25 protein-coding genes and 1 pseudogene are annotated in these 17,895 nt (G+C 58.3%); 1 reads left to right on the top strand and 25 read right to left on the bottom strand.

Annotated elements, in window-relative coordinates; translation table 11 throughout:
* Positions 1–22: 22 nt before the first annotated feature.
* From I6E51_RS03795 to I6E51_RS03740, 12 genes are all read right to left on the bottom strand, one after another.
* Positions 23–943, bottom strand: coding sequence for a tRNA pseudouridine(38-40) synthase TruA (locus I6E51_RS03795; protein WP_197109488.1), 921 nt, complete (start codon positions 941–943; stop codon positions 23–25).
* A 73-nt stretch (positions 944–1,016) separates the two neighbouring features.
* Positions 1,017–1,529: a 50S ribosomal protein L17 gene (gene rplQ / locus I6E51_RS03790; RefSeq protein ID WP_197106437.1), complete on the bottom strand. Its 513-nt coding sequence runs from the start codon at positions 1,527–1,529 to the stop codon at positions 1,017–1,019.
* Between the two features lie 38 nt (positions 1,530–1,567).
* Entirely contained in the window at positions 1,568–2,563 is a 996-nt protein-coding gene (locus tag I6E51_RS03785) for a DNA-directed RNA polymerase subunit alpha (RefSeq protein WP_129072180.1), read from the bottom strand.
* Between the two features lie 163 nt (positions 2,564–2,726).
* Positions 2,727–3,125: a 30S ribosomal protein S11 gene (rpsK, locus tag I6E51_RS03780; RefSeq protein ID WP_197106438.1), complete on the bottom strand. Its 399-nt coding sequence runs from the start codon at positions 3,123–3,125 to the stop codon at positions 2,727–2,729.
* Positions 3,126–3,176: 51 nt separating this feature from the next.
* Entirely contained in the window at positions 3,177–3,551 is a 375-nt protein-coding gene (rpsM, locus tag I6E51_RS03775) for a 30S ribosomal protein S13 (RefSeq protein ID WP_197106439.1), read from the bottom strand.
* Between the two features lie 196 nt (positions 3,552–3,747).
* A complete protein-coding gene (gene rpmJ / locus I6E51_RS03770; protein ID WP_197106440.1) occupies positions 3,748–3,864 on the bottom strand; it encodes a 50S ribosomal protein L36 in 117 nt (38 codons plus the stop codon).
* Between the two features lie 75 nt (positions 3,865–3,939).
* The gene (gene infA / locus I6E51_RS03765) at positions 3,940–4,161 is read right to left on the bottom strand and encodes a translation initiation factor IF-1 (RefSeq protein ID WP_010203795.1); all 222 of its coding nucleotides are present in this window, start codon (positions 4,159–4,161) and stop codon (positions 3,940–3,942) included.
* Positions 4,162–4,305: 144 nt separating this feature from the next.
* The gene (locus tag I6E51_RS03760) at positions 4,306–5,439 is read right to left on the bottom strand and encodes a mannitol-1-phosphate 5-dehydrogenase (protein WP_197109487.1); all 1,134 of its coding nucleotides are present in this window, start codon (positions 5,437–5,439) and stop codon (positions 4,306–4,308) included.
* Complete coding sequence (locus I6E51_RS03755) at positions 5,436–5,873, bottom strand: PTS sugar transporter subunit IIA (protein ID WP_197106442.1); 438 nt, start codon at positions 5,871–5,873, stop codon at positions 5,436–5,438. Before I6E51_RS03755 ends, I6E51_RS03760 begins: the two co-directional genes overlap by 4 nt.
* An 11-nt stretch (positions 5,874–5,884) precedes the next feature.
* Complete coding sequence (locus tag I6E51_RS03750) at positions 5,885–7,414, bottom strand: PTS mannitol transporter subunit IICB (RefSeq protein WP_197106443.1); 1,530 nt, start codon at positions 7,412–7,414, stop codon at positions 5,885–5,887.
* A 57-nt stretch (positions 7,415–7,471) separates the two neighbouring features.
* Entirely contained in the window at positions 7,472–7,738 is a 267-nt protein-coding gene (locus I6E51_RS03745) for an HPr family phosphocarrier protein (RefSeq protein WP_197106444.1), read from the bottom strand.
* On the bottom strand, positions 7,731–8,063 hold the full coding sequence (locus tag I6E51_RS03740; RefSeq protein WP_197106445.1) for a PTS sugar transporter subunit IIB: 333 nt from the start codon (positions 8,061–8,063) through the stop codon (positions 7,731–7,733). The genes I6E51_RS03745 and I6E51_RS03740 overlap by 8 nt, the downstream gene beginning before the upstream one ends.
* A 128-nt stretch (positions 8,064–8,191) precedes the next feature.
* Here I6E51_RS03740 and I6E51_RS03735 point away from each other — a divergent pair, with 128 nt between their 5' ends.
* The gene (locus I6E51_RS03735; RefSeq protein ID WP_197106446.1) at positions 8,192–10,123 is read left to right on the top strand and encodes a transcription antiterminator; all 1,932 of its coding nucleotides are present in this window, start codon (positions 8,192–8,194) and stop codon (positions 10,121–10,123) included.
* Positions 10,124–10,138: 15 nt separating this feature from the next.
* Here I6E51_RS03735 and I6E51_RS03730 read toward each other — a convergent pair whose 3' ends face one another.
* From I6E51_RS03730 to rpsQ, 13 genes and pseudogenes are all read right to left on the bottom strand, one after another.
* The gene (locus tag I6E51_RS03730) at positions 10,139–11,146 is read right to left on the bottom strand and encodes a hypothetical protein (protein WP_197109486.1); all 1,008 of its coding nucleotides are present in this window, start codon (positions 11,144–11,146) and stop codon (positions 10,139–10,141) included.
* A gap of 82 nt (positions 11,147–11,228) precedes the next feature.
* Entirely contained in the window at positions 11,229–11,828 is a 600-nt protein-coding gene (locus tag I6E51_RS03725) for an adenylate kinase (RefSeq protein WP_197106448.1), read from the bottom strand.
* Positions 11,825–13,147 carry a preprotein translocase subunit SecY gene (gene secY, locus I6E51_RS03720; RefSeq protein WP_197106449.1) on the bottom strand — a complete coding sequence of 441 codons (1,323 nt, stop codon included), beginning with the start codon at positions 13,145–13,147 and terminating at the stop codon, positions 11,825–11,827. The genes I6E51_RS03725 and secY overlap by 4 nt, the downstream gene beginning before the upstream one ends.
* 125 nt (positions 13,148–13,272) lie before the next feature.
* Positions 13,273–13,905, bottom strand: coding sequence for a 50S ribosomal protein L15 (gene rplO, locus I6E51_RS03715; RefSeq protein WP_197106450.1), 633 nt, complete (start codon positions 13,903–13,905; stop codon positions 13,273–13,275).
* The gene (gene rpmD / locus I6E51_RS03710) at positions 13,905–14,090 is read right to left on the bottom strand and encodes a 50S ribosomal protein L30 (protein ID WP_009773114.1); all 186 of its coding nucleotides are present in this window, start codon (positions 14,088–14,090) and stop codon (positions 13,905–13,907) included. The genes rplO and rpmD overlap by 1 nt, the downstream gene beginning before the upstream one ends.
* Positions 14,090–14,815 carry a 30S ribosomal protein S5 gene (gene rpsE / locus I6E51_RS03705; protein ID WP_197106451.1) on the bottom strand — a complete coding sequence of 242 codons (726 nt, stop codon included), beginning with the start codon at positions 14,813–14,815 and terminating at the stop codon, positions 14,090–14,092. The genes rpmD and rpsE overlap by 1 nt, the downstream gene beginning before the upstream one ends.
* Positions 14,812–15,183 (bottom strand): 50S ribosomal protein L18, encoded by a 372-nt coding sequence (gene rplR, locus I6E51_RS03700; protein WP_100388203.1) that lies wholly within the window; start codon positions 15,181–15,183, stop codon positions 14,812–14,814. Before rplR ends, rpsE begins: the two co-directional genes overlap by 4 nt.
* Positions 15,184–15,185: 2 nt before the next feature.
* The gene (gene rplF / locus I6E51_RS03695; RefSeq protein WP_197106452.1) at positions 15,186–15,722 is read right to left on the bottom strand and encodes a 50S ribosomal protein L6; all 537 of its coding nucleotides are present in this window, start codon (positions 15,720–15,722) and stop codon (positions 15,186–15,188) included.
* Between the two features lie 6 nt (positions 15,723–15,728).
* On the bottom strand, positions 15,729–16,127 hold the full coding sequence (gene rpsH, locus I6E51_RS03690; protein WP_197106453.1) for a 30S ribosomal protein S8: 399 nt from the start codon (positions 16,125–16,127) through the stop codon (positions 15,729–15,731).
* A 73-nt stretch (positions 16,128–16,200) separates the two neighbouring features.
* Complete coding sequence (rplE, locus tag I6E51_RS03685; protein ID WP_197106454.1) at positions 16,201–16,791, bottom strand: 50S ribosomal protein L5; 591 nt, start codon at positions 16,789–16,791, stop codon at positions 16,201–16,203.
* 89 nt (positions 16,792–16,880) lie between these two features.
* A pseudogene (gene rplX / locus I6E51_RS03680) lies at positions 16,881–17,222 on the bottom strand (50S ribosomal protein L24); the annotation flags it as partial.
* A gap of 2 nt (positions 17,223–17,224) precedes the next feature.
* Positions 17,225–17,596, bottom strand: coding sequence for a 50S ribosomal protein L14 (gene rplN, locus I6E51_RS03675; RefSeq protein ID WP_100388198.1), 372 nt, complete (start codon positions 17,594–17,596; stop codon positions 17,225–17,227).
* On the bottom strand, positions 17,596–17,895 hold the full coding sequence (gene rpsQ / locus I6E51_RS03670; protein WP_197106456.1) for a 30S ribosomal protein S17: 300 nt from the start codon (positions 17,893–17,895) through the stop codon (positions 17,596–17,598). Before rpsQ ends, rplN begins: the two co-directional genes overlap by 1 nt.

Genomic DNA, 17,895 nt, shown 5'->3' with positions numbered 1-17,895 from the left:
AGGCACGAGGCAACAGCGGTGACTAGTCGATCAACTCACGACGTGATCGCGTGAGTTCTGCACGCGCGTGCAGTTCTTCATCTGGCGGATAACCGACCTCGACAAGCGTGAGTCCTTTAGCAGGCATGACCTTGTATTCGCTGCCCTTCGAACGTTCATCGCGGATGTCGGCGGGGCGCGAAGCATCAATCTTGCCCTGTCCCACAAAGACTCCGGCTCCCACCAGCGACCGCACCATGCTGTGGCAAAACGCATCGGCGCGCACTTCAGCGAGGATGATGCCCTCATCGGTGCGGGTAAAGCTGAATCGCTCAAGGCTGCGCACCGTCGTGGCACCTTCGCGGGGCTTGCAATAGGCAGCCCAATCGTGGAGCCCGAGAAGCTCTCTCGCCGCCACATTCATCGCGTCCACGTCGAGCGTGGCCGGGTACCAGAGTGTGTGATTGCGTTGACGTGGGTCGCGCGGTGACTCATTGTCGGCAATACGGTACTCGTAGCGTCGCCAGAGGGGCGAGAATCGGGCATCGAACCCGTCCGCTGCGATCACTGACTGGGTAACAAAGATGTCGGACTCGAGGCCCGTGATGCCATTGATCCGTCGTGCCAGAGAGGCCGGTCCGTCATACCGCCGGCCGCCCATGTTGCCGCGCCGCGGGCGGTCGAGGCTGCGCAGCTGAGTCTCAGTGAGGTCAAGGTGAGCCACTTGGCCTGTCGCGTGTACGCCGGCATCCGTGCGTCCGGCAACGACCAGTTGCGGTGTAACCCCAAACCGCCGAAAGATGACGGCCAGGGCGTCTTCAATGGTGCCTTGCACGGTGCGCAGCACAGGTTGCTTGCCCCACCCAAAGAAATTCGTACCGTCGTAGGCGATATCTAGTCGCAGACGAGCAAAGGGCGCGGCATCCGACTCTAGCGCCGGGATGGCGGGTGCCGTTTCAGTCATAGTCCAACCCTATTTCACGAAGAAAACCCCGGCCCGCACGAAGCGGAGCCGGGGTTTTCTCGAACGAAGAAAGTTACTTCTCTTCTGCAGTCTCTGCAGCAGCATCCTCGACGGCGACGTCTTCGGTTGCTACTTCTTCGACGGGAGCTTCCTCTACGGCGGGCTCTTCTGCAGCGGCCTTGGGCTCAGCCTTAGCGGCAGCCTTCGGAGCCTTCTTCTTGGGCGTTACGGGCTCAAGAACGAGTTCCATCTGAACCATCGAAGCGTTGTCACCCTTGCGGAATCCAAGCTTCGTGATGCGGGTGTAACCACCATCGCGGTTCTCAACCTGCGGTGCGATGACCGTGAAGAGTTCGTGGATGACGGTCTTGTCGCCGATGATTCCGAGCGCGCGGCGACGGTTGTGCAAGTCACCCTTCTTCGCGAACGTGATCAGGCGCTCAGCAACGGGACGCAGGCGCTTGGCACGCATTTCCGTTGTCTTGATGCTCTTGTGAGTAAACAGGGCTGCGGCCAAGTTGGCAAGCATGTGGCGCTCGTGCGCCGGTCCACCGCCGAGACGCGGGCCCTTAGTAGGTGTAGGCATTTTCTAATTCTCCAGTGTCAAAGTTTCGAGCCAGTGGCTCAAGCGTTGGTCTCGTCGTCGGCGTATCCGCCGTAGAAGTGTGCTCCATCGAATCCGGGAACGCTGTCTTTCAACGACAGTCCCATCTCGACGAGCTTGTCGCGCACTTCATCAACCGACTTCTGACCGAAGTTACGGATGTTCATGAGCTGAGTCTCCGACAGAGCAACCAGTTCACTTACGGTGTTGATGCCTTCGCGCTTGAGGCAGTTGTAGCTACGCACCGAAAGATCAAGATCTTCGATCGGCATGCTGAGTTCGGTCGAAAGCACGGCGTCAACCGGTGCAGGACCAATCTCGATACCCTCTGCGGCCGTGTTGAGCTCGCGAGCGAGTCCGAACAGTTCGGTCAGCGTGCGACCGGCCGAAGCCACTGCATCGCGAGGAGTGATTGCCGACTTGGTTTCAACATCTACAACCAGACGGTCAAAGTCAGTGCGCTCACCGGCACGAGTTGCCTCGACGCGGTAGGTGACCTTGAGTACGGGCGAGTAGATCGAGTCGACCGGAATTTGGCCGGCTTCGCTGAACTCGCTGCGGTTCTGGGTTGCGGTGACATAGCCACGGCCACGCTCGATCGTCAGCTCAAGTTCAAACTTGGCCTTGTCGTTGAGCGTTGCGATGACGAGTTCCGGGTTGTGGATCTCGACACCGGCAGGTGCTGAGATGTCCGCTGCGGTAACTTCACCAGCACCCTGCTTGCGCAGGTAAGCGGTGATCGGCTCGTCGTGCTCGCTGGAGACTACGAGGTTCTTGATGTTAAGGATGACCTCAGTGACGTCTTCTTTGACACCGGCGACGGTGCTGAATTCGTGAAGAACTCCATCGATACGGATGCTGGTGACAGCTGCTCCGGGGATCGACGAAAGAAGGGTGCGACGGAGGGAGTTTCCGAGGGTATAACCGAAACCAGGTTCGAGCGGCTCGATAACGAACCGTGAACGGAATTCGGAAATGTTCTCCTCAGCAAGGGTGGGACGCTGTGCAATCAGCACTGGTAATTCCTTTCGGCGAAGTGTCCGCTATATGACACTTGTGGGCGACGGGTGGCTGGCCCGACGTTGTATTGAGTTGTGCGCTGGAACTGTGAGCGAGGGCCACAAGGGCCCTCGCCACGACGCCAGCACTAACGAGTTGCCCCGCTAGTACGGCGTGAAACTAAACGCGACGACGCTTGGGCGGACGGCAACCATTGTGCGTCTGCGGTGTTACGTCGTTGATCGAACCCACTTCGAGGCCAGCGGCCTGCAGCGAGCGAATCGCAGTTTCGCGACCCGAACCCGGTCCCTTGACGAAAACGTCAACCTTCTTGACACCGTGCTCCTGAGCCTGGCGCGCGGCCGACTCAGCAGACATCTGCGCTGCATAAGGGGTCGACTTACGCGAACCCTTGAAGCCAACGACACCTGACGACGACCAGGCAAGAACTGCGCCGGTGGGGTCAGTGATGGTCACGATGGTGTTGTTGAACGTTGACTTGATGTGAGCCTGGCCCACAGCAATGTTCTTCTTTTCTTTACGACGCGGCTTACGAGCGGCCGATTTTGGTGCTGCCATTGTTTTCTCCTAAAACGTTGATGGCGACGACACTGGGGTTGAACCCAGGGTCTATCGGGCCTTCTTCTTGCCGGCTACGGTGCGCTTCGGGCCCTTGCGGGTACGAGCGTTGGTCTTCGTGCGCTGACCGTGAACGGGCAGTCCCTTGCGGTGACGGATACCCTGGTAGCTTCCGATTTCAACCTTGCGGCGGATGTCTGCTGCAACCTCACGGCGGAGGTCACCTTCCACCTGGAAGTTTCCTTCGATGTAGTCGCGCAGCGCGATGAGCTGGTCATCGGTGAGATCCTGAACGCGGATCTCTCCGCTGATCTGGGTGTCGGCGAGGGTTTTGAGTGCCCTCGTGCGGCCAACACCGTAAATGTAAGTCAGTGCGACCTCTACACGCTTGTCGCGTGGGATGTCGACGCCTGCTAGACGTGCCATAGTGGCTTCTCCTGTTTGATGAGTGGAGGTCTGTAACAGCACCTGTGCACCGGCCTCCAACCGGTGGTGTCCCCGTTGCTCATTTTCACAAGCCTCGGATCTGGTGTTGCTAGTTCTTGTATTTAGTTATGTGCGCTGCGGTGTGTGGCGATTGCTCGCCCCACCCCGTGCAACTGTGCGATCTGCTCGCGGAACCTTAGCCCTGGCGTTGCTTGTGACGCGGGTTCGACTTGCAGATAACCATGACGCGACCGTTGCGGCGAATTACGCGGCAGTTGTCGCAGATGGGCTTAACGCTGGGGTTAACCTTCATTATTTTTCCTTGTGAATCGCTGTCGTCGTTCCACTAGCCCGCAAGGGCACCGTGGACGTTACTTTCCAGCGCGGTCTACTTGTAGCGGTAGGTGATGCGGCCGCGAGTCAGGTCATACGGGCTCAGCTCTACAACTACACGGTCCTCCGGAAGGATTCGAATGTAGTTCTGTCGCATTTTGCCCGAGATGTGCGCGAGCACAACGTGGCCGTTCGTCAACTCAACACGAAACATCGCGTTGGGCAGAGCCTCGACTACTGCTCCTTCGATCTCAATGACACCGTCTTTTTTGGCCATAGCCTCTTCGTCGCTATAAGTGGGGTTCGCTGGTCTGCGTAGATTGTGGTGAGTGACTTTCGAGAAAGCCAAGGCGCGAAAAAATCGGCCTGAAACACCAAAGAGAAAGCCTACGCTAATCCCGGGCGTTTCACCAAGTTGGGGCTAAGATTGCGCGCTAACCGTTTCGACGGCAGCGGCGTAGAGAGCATCGCCCTCGCGAAGTCCCATCACTTCAGTCACGAAATCGGGGGCCGTCAGGGATGACCGCAGCTCCAGCATCCGCACGCTTTCGGGGTCTTCTGGCACGTTGAACTGCATCGCGGCGCCGACCGCACGCAGGATCGCGTGAGGAGTCGTTCCGGATGCTGCCAGTTCGCTGGCAGGACTGATGAAGCGTTCGTTGCGCGACAACTTGCGCAGCGGACTACGGCCAACGCGCTCAGGAGTGTCTGGCAAGTGCGGGTTACTAAATCGACGAGTGCACGTCGCGACATAGGCAGCGTGCTCAGCAGCGTCGAAGCCGTGCTTAGCGATGAGCATCGCGCTGGTCTCAGCTAAGACGGCATCGACCTCGGCGGAGACTTCGGGTATCGCCATCGCCGCAGAGAGAGTTTCTGCCCCACGGAGGTAGCCGTGGTAGGCGACAGTGGCGTGGCCGGTGTTGACAGTGAAGAGCTTGCGCTCAATGTAGGGCTCGAGGTTGTCGACGAAATGCACGTCGGCAATGTCGGGAACGTTGTCACCAAACGGGGCGCTCTCGATAGCCCACTCGAAAAAGTCTTCCACCGTGACGTCGAGTCCGGCAGCAGGATCTTGGGCCGGCACGATGCGGTCGACAGCAGTGTTCGCAAAAATCGCTTTCGCGGCGAGCGTTTCAGCGTCGACAGCGACCGCAACTTCGGCGCGCAGATTGTTCGTGGCGTAGAGCGCGTTCTCACACGCAAGCACCTGCAGCGGTGGCAGATCATCAGCGCGAGCCTTGATCGCCTGAGCAATCAAGGGAGCGACGAACTTGAGGATGTTGGGGCCGACAGCGGTAGTCACCATGTCGGCGGTGGCGATCTCTTCGATCACGCCTGCTTCGTTGCTCGCGCTGTTGAGTGCGCGGAAGTTGTCGACGGTCTCGGTGCGGGGCTCGGCGCCCACTTCGTGCACCTGGTAGCTGTCCGCGGCGGCGAGGCTGTCGATGAGCTCTGCGGCGACATCCGCAAACACAATCTCATAGCCAGCCTTGTGCAGGATCAGACCAACGAAGCCACGACCGATGTTGCCGGCTCCGAAGTGTACGGCCTTCATGCGTTGTTCAATTCAGCGAGAAGAGCGAGAAGTTCGTCTTCGCTTGACGCGTCAATGAGCTTCTGAACTTCGTCATTGTCGCTAAAGATCGTGGCAACGGCGGCGAGGGTGTCCATGTGGCCACCGTCTTTGCCTGCGATGCCGACAACGAAGCGAACCTCGTTGCCATCCCAATCGATGGGATCCGCGTACCGCACGAACGAGAGCGCAGACGACAAGATCGTGTCCTTGCCCTCGTTCGTGCCGTGCGGAATGGCTAGGAAGTTACCCATGAAAGTTGATGTCAACTCTTCGCGGGCCTTCATGAAGCCAAGGTACTCGGGCGTTACCGCGCCAGCAGCAATCAGAATCTCCGCCGCCTCAGCGATGGCTTCTTCTTTGGTGCGAGCGGTGCCAGCCGCTTTGATCTGGTCTAGCTCGAGTACCTTGCTCATGATTTCTCCTGTTATTCGCTAACCATGTTTACGACTTCATCGTATTTCGGACTGTTCATGAAGTTATCAACTGAAACATGGATTGCGCCGGGAACTTTCTCCGTCGCACGGTCAGTCAGCTGATTCTGCGTGATGATGAGGTCTTCCGAACCATCGAGGTTCGCAATTGCCTTGTTCGTCACGTTGACGCCCTCGATGCCGGCCTTCGCAAACTTGTTGCGGAGAACGGTTGCTCCCATGGCACTCGATCCCATGCCTGCGTCACACGCAAACACAACGTTCTGGATCTTCGTAGCAGTTGCGGCACCAGCGGTTGCGCCAGCAGCGGCAGCACCGGTTCCGAGCAGGTCGCCTACCGAGCTGTCCTTGCCCTTGTTGGAAGCGTTCTTAGCAACAGCAGCAGCAAGTGCGTCGTCGCCGTTAGCCATTGCCTCAAGGTCACGCTTACGGCCGGCGCGGATGATGACCGCAGCGACAGCGAACGAAACGGCAGCCGAGAACACTACCGACAGCAGTACGCCGACGATGCTTCCAGGAGGAGTCTGCGCGATGACCGCAATGATCGATCCAGGCGATGCCGGAGCACGCAGACCGGACTGGAAGATGACGTTCGTGAGAACACCAGTTGCTCCACCAGCAATTGCTGCAACAACGAGAAGCGGCTTAGCCAATACGTAGGGGAAGTAGATCTCGTGAATACCACCGACGAAGTGAATCAGGATGGCGCCGGGAGCGCTTGCGCGCAGCAGGCCAACACCGAACACCAAGAAGGCGAGCAGGATACCGAGGCCGGGGCCAGGGTTTGCTTCGATGAGGAAGAGGATCGACTGGCCCTTTTCGAGCGACTCTGCCGTACCGAGCGGTGTGAAGACACCGTGGTTGATGGCGTTGTTGAGGAAGAGGATCTTGCCAGGCTCAACGAAAACGCTGGCGAGCGGGAGCAGGCCGTTGTCAACGAGGAACGCGATGACGGATTCGAGACCGTTGCTGATCGCCGTAACGATCGGGGCAATGAGGAAGAACGAAGCAATCGCGAGCAGCATTCCGACGATTCCGCCGGAGAAGTTGTCAACGAGCATTTCGAAGCCGGGACGAATCTTTCCAACCCAGATCGAGTCGATCTTCTTCATGACCCATGCAGCACCAGGACCAACGATCATGGCACCCAGGAACATCGGGATACCGGCGCCGATGATGACACCCATCGTCGCGATGGTTCCGATAACTCCACCGCGGGTTCCGTAGACCATGCGGCCACCGGTGTTAGCAATGAGCAAGGGGAGTAGGTAAATGATCATCGGGCCGACGAGGCCCGTGTTCGTTACCTCAGGGTCAAGGCTCCAGCCACCGAGCTGCTGAACCCAGACCGGGTCGATGCCGAGTAGCGGCAACCAACCGGTTTGGATGAACAGTGCAGTGATAAAGCCCCAAGCGATGAATGCCGCGATGTTCGGCATCACCATTCCGCTAACGAAGGTTCCAAATTTCTGGACCCCTACGCGCGCACCGCCACTCTTGGCGGTCGTAGACGACGTTGTCATTGTTTTACTCCGATATCTGTGATGTGAGGATACTGCGAGGGAAGCGACCGAACACGACTAGCTCTCGTCGTGATCGGTACTGAGAATTTCGGTCAAGGTGGCGATAACAGCGTCGGCGCCATCGCCTTCAGCGGCGATAGTGACCTCGTCGCCGTGGGAGACACCGAGCGAGATGACGCTCAGGATGCTCGACGCATTCACCGACTTGTCGCCTTTGGCGATTGTGATGTCGAGGCCCGAGGCAGCTGCTGCCTGCGTGAAGAGTGACGCGGGACGAGCATGAAGCCCGTGCGCCGAAGCCACCCGAATAGTCTGTTCAGCCATTGTTGCTGCTTTCTGTCGTTACTTGAGGGAGGGAATCAAGAAGGTCGAGGGCAATATTTGCGCCGGCCGCATCAAAGTTCAGAGCGGGAAGCTGGATCGCCGTCGCACCAATCGCGTGGGCCGCGATTGCTGCCTGATCGAAGAAGTCGGCAACGTGGGAGCTCACCAACACGACATCCACGGAGGTGAGCGGCATGCTCAGCGCTGCAACGCTCGCGGGGGCGAAGGTATGGGGAAGTCCGCGAACAGTCGCCTGTCGACGAAGTGCGTGTGCCAAAAAGGTGCTCGAGGCACCTGCTCCGCACAAGACCAGCACCGTTGACACCTGATCGCCTCCTCGCGATAAACCTGCTCAATTCCTTCGGTATCTATATTCGCTGGGAAGGTCCCCTGAGTTCCAATAGAGAAGATTCCGCCCCCGCGGAAAGGTTCATAGGCGAGAATGGAGTTCTTATGCTCGCCAACCATGCACGACTCATCGACTACCTCGCTCAGGCCGAGGCGTGGGTTACCGCTGCCGAGCTCGCCGACAAGCTCGGCGTCACTACGCGCAGCGTGCGCAGTTATGTCACTGCGGTCAAGTCTTCAGCGCTCCCCCTTGAAGTCATCGAGTCGTCGACTTCGGGCTATCGCCTCAATCGCGACAACTACGCGGAGTTCCTTAAGGGCGCCTCGAATCGCGAGGCAGAGCGCCCCCGCGATCGGCAGTACCATCTTGTTCGTCGCCTTGGCGATGCCCCTGAAGGCACCGACATCCATGCTCTTGCCGACAGCTTCTTCGTGAGCGAGTCCACCATTGAGGCAGACTTGCGAAAGATCAAGGCTGCAGTCGAAGAGTCGGGGTTGACCCTCGCCCGCCGAGGACCGCTCGTTATCTTGTCGGGCACCGAGCCGAACCTGCGCCGCCTGTTGAGCAAAATGTTCCGCCACGAAGAGTCCCAGGGGTTCCTTGAACTCGAAAGTATTCAGCGCGAGTTCGAGTCGTCAGACCTCCGCTCGTTCAAGACCTCGCTGCTCGAACTTCTTGACTCACATGGATACTTCGTCAACGAATACGGGATCAACCATGTTTTGCTCCACGTCGCGATAGCGGCGGACCGCACGCTTCCTCGCGATTCCGAGACAACGGAGGCAGAACCGGCGGCTGCGTTGAGTACAGCGCCCGTGCACTCAACAGACGCCGCGGCGTTCTCGGACGACCTTGCGGAGCTCATTACCTCCCATTTCGGTGCGAACCTGCGCGAAGATGACCTCAACGAGATCGAGCTGCTGCTCACTACGCGCGTGATCACCCGCGCTGCCAGCCCCGACTCCCCCGCCGATGTCGATCTAGAAGAACTCACGACACGCGTGCGCCGCACTGTGAAACACGTCGGCGAGGAATATCTCATCGATCTTGACGATGACGACTTCATCATGAGGTTGTCCCTGCACGTGCGCAATCTCATCTTGCGCGCCCAAGATCTCTCTTACTCTCGCAACCCCATGACTCGGTCGATCAAGACCACTTACCCGATGATTTACGAGCTCGCCGTCTTTATCGCCGCAGAAGTGCAACGTGATGAGGGCATCACGATCCACGACGATGAGATCTCCTACATCGCCCTCCACGTTGGGTCGCACCTCGAACGTCAAGCGAAACGCGAAGTGCGGCTCACCGCTGCGCTCGTGTGCCCCAACTATCACGATCTCCACGTCATCCTGAGGGAGCGCATTGAAGCAGTGCTCGGCGACGAGTTGCAACTTCGCATCGTGATCACGCGCACCGATGTCGACCTCGCCGAACTTTCAACCGATCTCGTGCTCACGACAATCGATCTGCGGTCGTTCGCCGACAATGTCGTGCTCATCCAGCCGTTCTTGACCGAAACCGATGTCGATGCGATTCGCCGCACGATCAGTCGCATCCGTCGTCTACGTCGCCGTCGAGAGCTTACTGACGAGCTCTTGCGATTCTTCGACCCTGCGCTTTTCTTGCGCAATTTCACGGCTCCCAGCGAGGAGGCAATGATCGCTGCCCTCGGTCATCGGATGATCGAAGCTGGCGTGATCGACCACGGCTACATCACGGGCGCCATCGAACGGGAACGTATGTCATCGACAGCGTTCACTGACACGCTGGCTGTTCCCCACGCGATGACCATGAATGCCCATCGCACCGCGATCAGCATCGTCATTAATGAAACGCCGATGCCGTGGGGCGAGAACAAAGTTAACGTCATCGCTTTGATCGCCTTCAGCGCTGCCGGCCGCACGACGTTCCAGACGGTGTTCGATCAGTTCGTCACCGTATTTTCGGATCGCGATTACGTGCAGCAACTCGTCAAGAAAGCAGTCGACTTTCCCACCTTTATTGACGAACTCGTTCGCGGCATCGAAAGCTAGGAAGCGGCGAGCGGGCTACTGCGCGATAGTGCGGGGCGCGAAAGCGATCGCCGCGTACCAGTCACGAATAGTCTGCTTTTGTGAGGCGTTGCAGGTATACCCGTAGCCGCCGAGCTCCCAATACTCATACTCGCTCACCCATACGGTTTGCTCGACCGCCCAGCCGTCGAGATAAGTGAGAGCAAAGCAGTCGGCCATGATCTCGTACTTCGGCGCATCCACGGTTGCATTCGCAACGAAGGCATCCACAGCCTTCTCTGTCTCGTCGAAGTTTGTGAACTGCAACACGTGGGCGTACTCGTGATAGGCGAGCCCTGTGCGCTGCCACGTGTTCATATACGGCTGCTGGTCGGACTGCGCGTCGTAGTGCGCCGTATAGGGGTCATCAGAGGTCACGCACCCCGCAACGTCCTGCCCACACAACGCGTCCGCGTCATCGACAGCAGAGAGAGCGAAACCGCGACCCAAGGAATCAGTAACCGATTCCATAGTCGTGCCGGTTGAATTAGTGGCGAGGTTTGTGGCGGCGGCAGCAAGCGTCTCTTGGAGTGCCACGGTTGCCTCTTCGACACGGAGGGAATCCTCGCGCACTTCCTGCGCATCCCACCTGTCTTTCCAAGTCTGCTGCGCCCAACCCTCATAGCGGTCGAGGTTCACCACTCCCCCCACACGCACGCCTTCGAACTCGGCGACGACCGCCATGAGGCCGTCCATTGCGAGACCGAAGGTTTGCTTTTCATCGATGAGTTCGATTTGCTCTTCGATCTCACGATCCTTCTGCTCGATCGCTTCTCTAGCCTGTTCAAGGCGAACAAAGGTAAGCACGAACAGTACGGCTGCGGCCACGAACGCGAGGGCAAGAACAACGACGGTGATGATGAGCCCGCGACGCCGAGACGGCTGTCCAGGGACATCCGCGACTGTAGCGGCATCAGTGACCGTCGCGGCATCAGGCGCAGGCTCTACAGCATGCGAACTTACAGGCTCAGGATCCTGCTGAGAGTTCGACACATCGTTCGACATCCACAAGCCCCTTGTTGTTGGGGTGGGTAACAACGCACAGCGCAGCGAGAGCTGCTAGTGGCGCTAGCCACCGATCAGAGTTCTAGCGAGAACCCGCATCAGTGGCAGAGATGCCGCGATCGAACAGACCCTCAGTGATTCGCGCGGTAACCGCGTCGATTTCACCGAGAGCATCGATCGTTACGAGCACGCCGCGGTCTGCATAGACCTTCACGAGCGGAGCTGTCTGCTCGCTGTACACCTCGAGGCGATGACGAACTACCTCTTCGGTATCGTCGCTGCGGCCCTGTTCGAGAGCACGCTTGCGAAGACGCCCCACAACAACGTCAGGGTCTGCCTCGAGCTCAACGACGACATCGAGCGCGGCACCGTGGGTCGCCAAGAATTCGTCAAGCTCACGGACCTGATCAGTCGTGCGAGGGTAACCGTCGAGCAAGAAGCCCTGCTTGGCATCCTGCTCCTCGAGACGATCGCGAATCAGTGCGTTCGTGAGCGAGTCGGGAACATTGTCGCCGGCATCCATGAATGCTTTGGCTTTGTTCCCGAGTTCGGTGCCATTCTTCACATTGCTGCGAAAAATGTCGCCGGTCGAAATTGCAGGAACGCCGTAGATCTCGGCAAGACGAGCAGCCTGAGTGCCTTTTCCAGCACCAGGGGGACCAATCAAGAGAAGTCGTGTCAACGCAACAAACCTTCGTAATGGCGCTGCTGCAACTGTGAATCGATCTGCTTGACGGTCTCAAGACCGACACCAACGATAATCAGGATGCTAGCTCCGCCGAATGGGAAATTCTGGTTGGCCCCGATGACTACGAACGCAATCAGCGGGATCATTGCCACAAGGCCAAGGTACAAAGAACCAGGCAAAGTGACGCGAGTCAGGACGTAGTCGAGGTACTCTGCGGTCGGTCGACCGGCACGGATACCAGGAATGAAGCCGCCATACTTCTTCATGTTGTCAGCGACTTCTTCAGGGTTGAAGGTAATCGCTACATAGAAGTAGGTGAAGCCCACGATGAGCAGGAAGTAACCGATCATGTAGATCGGGCTATCGCCGGAGACCAAGTTGTTCTGGACCCAGACAACCCACGCTGAAGAAGTTTCGCCAGCTTGTGGCTGGTTGAACTGCGCGATCAAGGCGGGGAGGTACAACAGCGACGAAGCAAAGATCACGGGGATCACGCCGGCCATGTTGACCTTGATCGGGATGTAGGTGTTGTTGCCGCCGTAGGTGCGACGACCAACCATGCGTTTTGCGTACTGCACGGGGATGCGTCGTTGCGACTGCTCAACGAATACAACGGCAGCCATAATGAGGATGCCCATGAGCAGCACAAGAACGAACGTCTCGATTCCGCTGGCTACGTAGATGCCCCAGAGCGCGCTCGGGAAGGTTGCAGCGATCGAAGTGAAGATCAACAGCGACATACCGTTACCGATACCGCGCTCGGTGACCAGTTCACCCATCCACATGATGAGGCCGGTTCCGGCGGTCATGGTGATCACCATGAGCAAGATCGCGTACCACGCATCGTTAGTGATGAGCTGGCTACATTCTGGAGTACCAGCCGACTGGAACAGTGCGCCGCTTCGCGCAACCGTGATCAGCGTCGTGGACTGGAGGATCGCGAGAGCGATCGTGAGGTAACGCGTGTACTGAGTCAGCGTTGCCTGGCCAGACTGGCCCTCTTTGTGAAGAGTTTCGAAGTGTGGGATGACCACACGAAGTAGTTGCACGATGATCGACGCCGTGATGTACGGCATGATTCCGAGTGCAAATACGGAAAGTTGAAGGAGCGCCCCACCACTGAAGAGGTTGATGAGGTCATACAATCCGCCACTCGAAGCATTAGCTGCGAGACAGGCCTGGACGTTACCAAAGTCAACGAACGGCGCGGGGATGAAGGAGCCAAGTCTAAACAGCGCAATGATGCCTAGCGTGAACCCGATCTTCCTGCGAAGGTCAGGCGTGCGGATTATCCGCGCGACAGCTTTAAACACAAGGCCTCCGATTTATCTATGTACTACGGGCGAGTGGGGAATCCCAATGCGGGATTCCCCACTCAACCTGCCTGCGTTTGTCACCGGTGTGACCAACGCGACACTAACGTTTGTCGTAGTGACAGTTACTGAACCGAACCGCCGGCTGCAACGATCTTCTGCTCGGCAGAGCCGGAGACCTTGTCAACTACAACGTTCAGCTTAACCGTAATATCACCCTGACCAAGAACCTTGACCTTTTCGTTCTTACGAACCGCGCCCTTGGACACGAGGTCAGCAACGGTTACGTCGCCTCCCTTGGGGTAAAGTTCCGCGAGCTTTTCGAGGTTAACAACCTGGTACTCGACGCGGAACGGGTTCTTGAATCCGCGCAGCTTAGGCGCACGCATTACGAAGTTGATGTTTCCACCTTCGAAACCAACGCGCATGTTGTAACGCGCCTTGGTTCCCTTGGTTCCACGGCCCGCGGTCTTACCCTTGGAGCCTTCACCACGGCCAACACGCATACGGTCTTTCTTAGCACCGGCAGCGGGACGGAGGTGGTGCATTTTCAGAACCTGCGGGCGGCTTGCAACATCATCGCTCGAGGACTTCGTGGTGGTCGACGCCTTAGCAGCGGTCGACTTCGCAGGAGCCTTCGTGGCGGATGCCTTCGCAGCAGGAGCCTTGTCAGCTGCGGCCTTTGCAGGAGCAGCCTTCTTGGCAGCAGGTGCTTTCGCAGCTGCGGCCTTCTTTGGGGTTTCTTTCTCGTCAGCCATTAGTCAATCTCCTCGACCTTGACAAGGTGAGCGACCGTGTTGACGTAACCACGGTTCTGCGAGTTGTCCTCGCGCACAACCACGGAACCGATGCGCTTGAGCCCAAGGCTGCGCAGCGTGTCGCGTTGGTTCTGCTTCTCACTAATTTTGGACTTGATCTGGGTTACCTTCAGGCGACCAGCCATCAGACACCTGCCTTAGCTTCAGCCTCGGCGCGCAGCAAGCGAGCCGGGATAACGTGTTCTGCATCGAGCCCACGACGAGCGGCAACCGAACGCGGCTCTTCGAGCTGCTTGAGTGCCTCAACCGTTGCGTGAACGATGTTGATCGTGTTCGAGGAACCGAGCGACTTGCTCAGTACATCGTGGATACCGGCGCACTCGAGTACGGCGCGAACGGGTCCACCAGCGATAACACCGGTACCAGCGGATGCGGGACGCAGCAGGACTACACCTGCAGCTGCCTCGCCCTGGACCGAGTGAGGGATAGTAGCGCCGACGCGAGGAACGCGGAAGAAGTTCTTCTTCGCCTCTTCGACACCCTTGGAGATCGCGAGAGGAACCTCACGAGCCTTGCCGTATCCGACTCCAACCATTCCGTTACCGTCACCGACGACGACGAGAGCGGTGAAGCTAAAGCGACGACCACCCTTGACGACCTTCGATACACGGTTGATGGTGACGACGCGCTCCAGGAACTGGTTCTTGTCGTTGTCGCGGCTGTTGTTACCACCACGGCCACCACGGTCGGGTCCGCGCTCACGGCCGCCACGACGAGCCTCGCGGGGCTCGCTCGTTACGTCGGTCGCGGGGGCGTCTACGACGACCTCGGGTACGGAGATGGCGCTAGTCGCCTCAGCGGCCACGGCCTGCTCCTTGTTTGTTGTCTTGTTGTCCACGTTGTCGCTCACAGGTTCAATCCACCCTCTCGCGCTCCGTCGGCGATAGCTGCAACGCGACCTGCGTAACGGCTTCCACCACGATCAAATACGACGGCCTCAACACCGGCCTGCTTCGCGCGCTCGGCGACCATTTCGCCGATCTTGCGTGCCTTGGCGGTCTTGTCTCCATCGAACGTACGCATGTCCGACTCCATGGTCGATGCAGAAGCGACGGTAACGCCCTTCGAGTCATCAACAACCTGGACGAATACGTGACGCGCTGAGCGCGTAACCACGAGACGGGGGCGCACCTCGGTGCCCACAACCTTCTTGCGGAGACGTGCGTGACGGCGGCCCTTAGCGGCCGACTTGCTCTTACCTCTGGTTCCGAGAGCCATGTCTACTTACCACTCTTTCCGGCCTTGCGACGAACAACTTCGCCGGCGTAGCGCACACCCTTGCCCTTGTAGGGCTCTGGCTTGCGCAATTTACGAATGTTGGCTGCTACTTCGCCAACCGCCTGCTTGTCGATGCCGCTGACAACTAGTTTGTTATTGCCCTCGACCGCGAAGCTGATGCCTGCGGGCGGGTCAACGGTGATCGAGTGCGAGTACCCGAGAGCAAACTCAATTGAGCTGCCCTTTGCGGTGACACGGTAACCAGTACCAACGACCTCAAGGCCCTTGGTGTAACCATCGGTAACACCGATGATCTGGTTAGCGATGAGTGTACGAGTCAAGCCGTGCAGTGAACGCGATTCGCGCTCGTCGTCGGGACGGGTTACGAGAACCTGACCCTCTTCGAGTGCTACAGCGATAGGTGCCTTGACGGTGAGCGCAAGCTCACCCTTCGGGCCCTTTACAGTGACGTCCTGGCCGTTGATGGTGAGTGTGACACCAGCGGGGACATCAATAGGAAGTCTTCCGATACGTGACATTTTGGGTTACCACACGTAGGCGAGGACTTCCCCACCTACGCCCTTCTGAGTCGCCTCTTTGTCGGTCAGAAGACCGGAGGAGGTGGACAAAATAGCCACACCGAGTCCGCCAAGAACCTTGGGGATTTCGGTCGAGCGAGCGTAGACACGAAGACCAGGCTTCGAGACGCGCTTGATTCCCTTGATGGAACGCTCGCGAGTGGGGCTGTACTTGAGTTCGATCGTGAGGGTCTGGCCCACGCGAGCGTCCTCGGTGCTCCAGCTGAGGATGTATCCCTCAGCCTTGAGCATTTCAGCCAGGCGCGACTTCAGCTTGCTGTTAGGCATTGAAACGCTGTCGTGGTGCGCCGAATTGGCGTTGCGCAGTCTGGTCAGCATGTCAGCGACCGGATCTGTCATTGTCATTATGTGTTTCCTGTCTCAACTGGTTTCGGCATCCGTTACACGAAGGCCGACCTGGTCGATCGGTGTTACTTGGTTAGTTAGATGCGTTCTCAGCGGTGCGGAAGGGGAAGCCCAGAGCCTTAAGCAATGCGCGACCTTCTTCGTTGTTCTTACCGGTGGTGACGATAGTGATATCGAAACCACGAACGCGGTCAATCTTGTCCTGGTCGATCTCGTGGAACATGGACTGTTCCGTGAGGCCGAAGGTGTAGTTACCGTTGCCATCGAACTGCTTGTCCGACAGACCGCGGAAGTCACGGATACGCGGAAGCGCCAGCGTGATCAGGCGGTCGAGGAACTCCCAAGCGCGGTCACCACGGAGGGTAACGTGTGCGCCAATGGGCTGTCCTTCACGAAGCTTGAACTGAGCGATCGACTTGCGAGCGCTAGTTACGTACGGCTTCTGACCGGTGATCGCGGTGAGGTCCTTGACGGCCCCATCGATGATCTTTCCGTCGCGAGCAGCTTCACCAACACCAGTGTTGACGACGACCTTAACGATCCCCGGAACCTGGTGGACATTGGTGAGTCCAAGATCCTTCTTGAGCTGAGCCGCAAGTTCATCGCGGTACTTCTGCTTGAGGCGCGGCTGGATTTTGCCAGCAGCAGGTGCAGTCGTCGTCATTAGTCTGCGTCCTTCTCGGTTGCCTTCTCGGCATCCTTCTTCGAAGCCTTGGGCTCAGCCTTAGCTGCCTTTGACTTCTTGGTCTCTACGCGGCGCGACTTCTTGAAGAAGCGCTCGCGCGTGGTCTTGCCACGGTCATCGGTGCCGACGGTAAAGCCAACACGAGCCGGGAGCTTGGTCTCGGGGTCAACGAGGGCGACGTTCGACACGTGAATTGATGCCTCCATCGTCTCGATGCCACCGGTCTTGGTTCCACGCTGAGTCTGGCCAACCTTGACGTGCTTGGTGACGAAGTTGACACCCTCCACGACAATGCGGTCTTTTCCAGCGATAACACTGATTACGCGACCCTGCTTGCCGCGGCTTCCGCCACGCTCTTCGGTCGGGCCGCTGATGACCTGTACGAGGTCACCCTTGCGAATCTTTGCCATATCTACAGCACCTCCGGTGCGAGCGAGATGATCTTCATGAACTTCTTGTCACGAAGTTCGCGGCCGACCGGCCCGAAGATGCGGGTACCACGGGGGTCTCCGCCATCGGACTTGAGGATTACAGCCGCGTTCTCATCGAACTTGATGTATGAGCCGTCTGGACGACGAGTCTGCTTGATAACGCGAACGATGACGGCCTTGACGACCTCACCCTTCTTGACGTTTCCGCCAGGAATCGCGTCTTTGACGGTTGCCACGATGACATCGCCGAGACCTGCGTAACGACGGCCTGAGCCACCGAGAACGCGAATCGTGAGGAGCTCCTTGGCGCCGGTGTTATCGGCAACCTTTACTCGGGATTCCTGCTGAAGCATTACTTAGCCTTTTCGAGGATCTCGACCAGACGCCAGCGCTTCGTAGCGCTGAGCGGACGGGTCTCGCTGATAAGTACGGAGTCACCGACGCCGGCCGTGTTGGCCTCGTCGTGAACCTTCACCTTGGAGTTACGGCGAACAACCTTGCCGTACAACGGGTGCTTTACGCGGTCTTCAACGATGACAACGATGGTCTTATCCATCTTGTCGCTCGTAACCAGTCCGCGACGGGTCTTACGGTACCCACGAGCGACCTCGGCGGTCGTCTCCGCGGTCTTCTTGTCTTCAACCTTGGCCAT

It is taken from the genome of Salinibacterium sp. NSLL17 (assembly GCF_015864935.1).
In the GTDB taxonomy this organism is placed as follows: Bacteria; Actinomycetota; Actinomycetes; order Actinomycetales; family Microbacteriaceae; genus Rhodoglobus.
This window is presented reverse-complemented; position numbering and strand designations above follow the sequence as displayed.